A 758-nucleotide genomic window follows, 5' to 3' on the forward strand; every position below is an offset into this window, starting at 1 on the left:
CTATCCCGCTGTGCTGGTCGTGGAGGACTCGAACCCGCCCCGGTACGGCGGTAGGCCCCTGCCCGGCCGGACCTCCCCGGCCGGGCAGGGTGACCAGGACGGAGGGTCCAGGACGGAGGGTGAACGGTGTTCAGCGACGACCTACCGCCGTACCAGCCCGTACCGATCGGCAACCCCGGCCCGGTGCCGGTGCCGGAGTCCATCGAGCGGGCCGAGATGCGTAGCGTGCTCCGGCGCCACATCAGCAACGGCGGCAACTGCCGATCGTGCCGTCAGCCTCCCGATCACACTGGCATGTGCTGGGTCGCCAGGGTGGCCTACGAACGACTCGTCAACACCCGCTGACCCGGGCGGCCGGATCTGCGGATCTCCTCGTCGGGCAGTCACCGACCGTCCAGGGTCCCCGGGCCGGGTCCAGGTGGAGCGCCCTATGGACGTACGACCTGGACCCGGCCCGGGGACCCTGGTAGCCCTTGCGGTGCCCGACGAGGTGGTCCGCTCCGGCAGCTGATCTCCGAGGAGGGCCGGGGGTCTGGGGGCAGAGCCCCCAGGGCTAGAAGCTCGCGTTGGTGCCGCGCGGCGTCGGCCTGGTGGCCCGCGGCTGGCCGGCTCGGCCCGTGCCGGCTGTGTGTCTTGCGTCCATAGGTACGCCGTGCGCGCCGGGGCGTGACCGGCCGCCAGGCCGCACGCGCGCCCCGGCGCTGGCACGGCGGCGGGCCGAAGGCCCGCCCTTGATGAAGTAAAGAAAGTCTGAACAC

1 protein-coding gene is annotated in these 758 nt (G+C 72.6%); it reads left to right on the plus strand.

Annotated features, from left to right (window positions below):
• The first annotated feature begins 126 nt into the window (after positions 1–126).
• Positions 127–345 (plus strand): hypothetical protein, encoded by a 219-nt coding sequence (locus EF879_RS26845; protein WP_123563382.1) that lies wholly within the window; start codon positions 127–129, stop codon positions 343–345.
• The last annotated feature ends 413 nt before the right edge of the window (positions 346–758 follow it).

Origin of the sequence: Micromonospora sp. HM5-17, assembly GCF_003762835.1 — a bacterium.
Classification (GTDB): domain Bacteria; phylum Actinomycetota; class Actinomycetes; order Mycobacteriales; family Micromonosporaceae; genus Plantactinospora.